Raw genomic sequence first — 3099 nt, forward strand, 5'->3', positions numbered from 1 at the left:
GCCAGGTTCTGCTCCAATTGCTCGAACAGCATCGCTGGAACGTGAGCAACGTCGCCAAGGCGCTCGATGTCAGCCGAAACACCCTCTACCGAAAGCTCCACAAGCTCCACATCGAGGTCTCGCACCCCGAGTGATGGGGCCCCCAAGACGCCTGCGGCGTCGCCCCCCCGAGGGGGAGCATCGGCCGGCCCGGCGGAGCCGGTTCCGGCCGCTGCGCCCGATATCGCGGCGCGCTCCCGTTTCGCCTGGTGCATCACCGGCTCCGGCCACTACCTCGACGAATCGATCGCGCTCGCGCAGCGCCTGCCGGACCTCGACCTGTTCCTCTCCGACGCCGCAGAGGAAGTGCTGTCCATCTACGGCATGAAGCTCGAGGACTTGCGGCCGCGCTTCGCGCCGGGCTTCCGCCTGGTGCGCGACAAGACCGCCAGCGCGGTACCGGTGGGCATGCTGTATGACGACATCTACCACACGGTGGTGATCGCGCCGGCCACCAGCAACACGGTGGCCAAGTGCGTGGTCGGCATCAGCGACACGCTGCCGACCAACATGTTCGCGCAGGCCGGCAAGCTGGGCATCCCGGGCATCGTGTTCGCGTGCGACACCGAGCCGGTGGTGGTGACCAAGTCGCCGCACGACTGGGTGACGCTGCGCCCGCGCCGGCTCGAGCTCGACAACGTCGACCGGCTGCGCGAGATCGACTTCTGCGAGGTCGTCACCTCGCCGGCCGAACTGGAGACCGCCATCCAGCGCCGGCTCGATTCGCTTGCGCTCGCATGGAACACATCCTCTTCCTGACCGGCCGGCTGGCGCAGCCGCAGTTGGAGAGGGTGCTGGCCGGCATCGCAGAGGCACCCTTCACCTTCGAGGTGCGCGAGATCGGCCTGCAGGTCGCCGCGCTGATGACGGCCGACATGATCCGCCGCCGCGTCGAGCCGCCGGTGCAGGCCGACCGCATCATCGTGCCCGGCCGCTGCCGCGGCGACCTCGATGCGCTCGCCGCGCACCTCGGCATCCCGGTGCAGCGCGGGCCGGAGGAACTGAAGGACCTGCCACGCTTCTTCAACCGTGCCGCCAAGCCGGTCGACCTCAGCGAATACGAGGTGGCGATCTTCGCCGAGATCGTCGATGCGCCGCGCCTGACGGTCGAGGCCATCGTGCAGCGGGCACAGGCCCTCAAGCGCGACGGTGCCGACGTCATCGACCTCGGCTGCCTGCCCGAGACGCCGTTCGCGCACCTCGAGGACAGCGTGCGTGCGCTGAAGGCCGAGGGTTTCGCGGTCAGCGTCGATTCCGTGGATGCGCAGGAGCTGCTGCGCGGCGGCTGCGCCGGCGCCGATTACCTGCTCAGCCTCACGGTCGACACGCTGTGGGTGGCCGACGAAGTGACGAGCACGCCGGTGCTGATCCCGAAGACGCCGCACGACGAGGCCTCGCTGCATGCCGCGATCGATGCGATGGCGGCGAAGGGCCGCGCCTTCCTCGCCGACCCCATCCTCGACCCGATCCCGTTCGGCTTCACCGCCTCGATCGTGCGCTACCACGCGCTGCGTGCGCGCTATCCCGAGGCGCCGATCATGATGGGCGTGGGCAACCTCACCGAGCTCACCGAAGCCGACACCAGCGGCATCAACGCGCTGCTGTTCGGCATCGCTGCCGAGCTCAACGTCGCCGCAGTGCTGACCACGCAGGTCAGCGCCCATGCGCGCCGCGCCATGCGCGAGGCCGACTGGGCGCGCCGCATCATGCATGCGGCCGCGCGGCATCGCTCGCTGCCCAAGGGCATGAGCGGCGCGCTGATGACGATGCACGACAAGCACCCGTTCCCCGACTCGCCGGCCGAGATCGCCGCAACGGCGGCGCAGGTGCGCGACCCCAACTTCCGCGTGCAGGTGGCCGAGGACGGGCTGCATGTCTACAACCGCGACGGCATTCGCACCGGCACGCGCGCCTTCGACCTGTGGCCGCAGCTCGGCCTGGAGAACGACGCCTCGCATGCCTTCTACATGGGCGTGGAACTTGCACACGCGGAGATCGCGTGGCGGCTCGGCAAGCGCTACGTGCAGGACCAGCCGCTGGACTGGGGCGCCGCCGTCGAGCGCGAGGCCGAGAACCTCGATGCCTGGTGTGCGCCGGGAACGACACGCTCTGCGCCGAACAAGCGCGACACCTGAAGCGACTGCCGACGATGAACGACCAGATTTTCGAGACCGTGGTGACCACGCAGTCGCCCGAGGGCGTGGCGCACATCGCGCCGATGGGCGTGCGCTACCAGGCCGGCCGCGTAGTGCTGATGCCCTTCAAGCCCTCCACCACGCTGGCCAACATCGTGGCCACGCGTCATGCGGTGCTCAACCTGATCACCGACACGCGCGTGTTCGCCGGCTGCGTCACCGGGCGCCGCCAGTGGCCGCTGCTGCAGGCCGAGCGCATCGCCGGCCAGCGCCTGGCCTGCGCACTGCACCACGTCGAGCTGCAACTCGAGGAGCACGGCGACGACCCGCAGCGCCCGGTGCTGCGCCTGGCGCGTGTGCACGAGGCGAGCCATGCGCCCTTCATGGGCCTGAACCGCGCGCAGGCGGCGGTGGTGGAGGGCGCGGTGCTGGTCAGCCGGTTGCACATGCTGGCGCCGGAGAAGATCGATGCCGAGATGGCCTACCTGCAGATCGCCATCGACAAGACCGCCGGCGCCGGCGAGCACGAGGCCTGGGGCTGGCTGCAGCAGGCCGTGGCGGCGCACCGCGAGAAGGCGGGCTCCCGATGATCCGGCTGCTGGTGAGCGTGCGCAGCGTGGACGAGGCCTTGCTCGCTGCCGAGGGCGGTGCCGACTTCATCGACCTGAAGGAGCCGGCGCAGGGCGCGCTCGGCGGCCTGCCGGAGGCGACGATTCTCGACATCGTCGCGGCGCTGCGCGAACGTGGCAGCACGCTACCCGTGAGCGCGACGATCGGCGACGTGCCGATGCACGAGCTCGACGAGATCCTCGCGCGTGTGGCCCGCGTCGGCGCGTGCGGCGTCGACATCGTCAAGGTCGGCATCGAGCGCGTGCCGGCGGCTGGCGCGGTGCTGCGCGCCCTGGCCGGTTGCGGGCGGCCGCTG

General features: G+C 70.4%; 5 protein-coding genes. All 5 read left to right on the forward strand.

Going from position 1 to position 3099, the window contains the following annotated elements; genetic code table 11:
- The coding region (locus AB7U92_RS24640) for a helix-turn-helix domain-containing protein (protein ID WP_428583105.1) at window positions 1-134 on the forward strand (134 nt) is incomplete at its 5' end.
- Between the two features lie 88 nt (window positions 135-222).
- Window positions 223-798, forward strand: coding sequence for a flavoprotein (locus AB7U92_RS24645; protein WP_428583107.1), 576 nt, complete (start codon window positions 223-225; stop codon window positions 796-798).
- Window positions 777-2174, forward strand: a complete 1398-nt coding sequence (locus AB7U92_RS24650; protein WP_428583099.1) for a DUF6513 domain-containing protein — start codon at window positions 777-779, stop codon at window positions 2172-2174. Before AB7U92_RS24645 ends, AB7U92_RS24650 begins: the two co-directional genes overlap by 22 nt.
- Before the next feature lie 14 nt (window positions 2175-2188).
- The gene (locus AB7U92_RS24655) at window positions 2189-2764 is read left to right on the forward strand and encodes a DUF447 domain-containing protein (protein ID WP_428583101.1); all 576 of its coding nucleotides are present in this window, start codon (window positions 2189-2191) and stop codon (window positions 2762-2764) included.
- Window positions 2761-3099: (5-formylfuran-3-yl)methyl phosphate synthase (locus AB7U92_RS24660; protein WP_428583103.1), on the forward strand; the 339-nt coding region annotated here is incomplete at its 3' end. The genes AB7U92_RS24655 and AB7U92_RS24660, both read left to right, overlap by 4 nt.

This window comes from Piscinibacter sp. (assembly GCF_050175855.1).
Taxonomy (GTDB): Bacteria; Pseudomonadota; Gammaproteobacteria; order Burkholderiales; family Burkholderiaceae_C; genus Piscinibacter.

Bases quoted from the DNA above. Each gene is read 5' to 3' on its own strand.
- AB7U92_RS24650 (WP_428583099.1), top strand. From the start codon at position 777: ATGGAACACATCCTCTTCCTGACCGGCCGGCTGGCGCAGCCGCAGTTG.
- AB7U92_RS24655 (WP_428583101.1), top strand. From the start codon at position 2,189: ATGAACGACCAGATTTTCGAGACCGTGGTGACCACGCAGTCGCCCGAG.